The sequence below is a fragment of the Methylobacterium variabile genome, assembly GCF_001043975.1.
Taxonomy (GTDB): Bacteria; Pseudomonadota; Alphaproteobacteria; order Rhizobiales; family Beijerinckiaceae; genus Methylobacterium; species Methylobacterium variabile.
Genome location: NZ_LABY01000528.1, coordinates 1 through 717, shown reverse-complemented (window position 1 = coordinate 717; position 717 = coordinate 1). Strand labels below are relative to the sequence as shown.

Sequence of the window (717 nt, the reverse complement as noted above, 5' to 3'; positions counted from 1 at the left end):
GGCCGGTGTCGCCTTCGCCCGCACGCCCTCGTTCCGGGCGAAGGCGACACCGGCCGTGGCGTAGAGCAGGGTGGCGCCGGCGCTCCAGCCGAGGCGGCCGCGAATCGTCCCGAGGGTGCGGTGGCTGTCGGCGTCGGCGAACGAGACGTCGCCCTCGGCGCCGAGGACCAGGGCCGCCCGCTGCCAGTTGTAGCCGAGATGGACGCCGCCGAGGATCGCCGGGCTCCGCGCGAGGCCCGCGAAGGCGATGGCGCCGCCCCCCCCGCCGCCGCCGTCGATCCCCCGGGTGCCGGCGCCGCCGGGCTCGCCGGGCGCCAGCGCGGTCGGGCCGAAGGTGCCGGTCGAGAGCCCGTGGAGCGCCCCGAGATGGCCGCCCAGGTAGCCGCCGGCCCAAGTGGCGGGCGCGGCCGCCGCCCAGGCGGCCCCGGGATGCACCGTCAGACGGCCGCGCACCGTGAGGAAGTCCCGCGGGGCGCCGAGGAGGCGGGGGCCGTCGAAGCTGTAGTACAGGGCCTCGACGCCGGTGCTCACCCCCGGCGTCAGCTTGACCTCGACGCCGCCGCCGCCGACCACGCCGACCCCGTCGGTGCATGCCTCTTATACACATCTCGGTGCTGGCCAAGCTCCTACAAAAAAACATCCAACCCCACGACGTCTAGACGCAACGCTTCAACAACAACGCTGTCATTCAACGTAAGGGACATCGTCTCGTACGCA

General features: G+C 73.8%; 1 protein-coding gene. It reads right to left on the bottom strand.

Going from position 1 to position 717, the window contains the following annotated elements; genetic code table 11:
- Positions 1-573: outer membrane protein (locus VQ02_RS35050; RefSeq protein ID WP_425339946.1), on the bottom strand; the 573-nt coding region annotated here is incomplete at its 3' end.
- Positions 574-717: the final 144 nt, after the last annotated feature.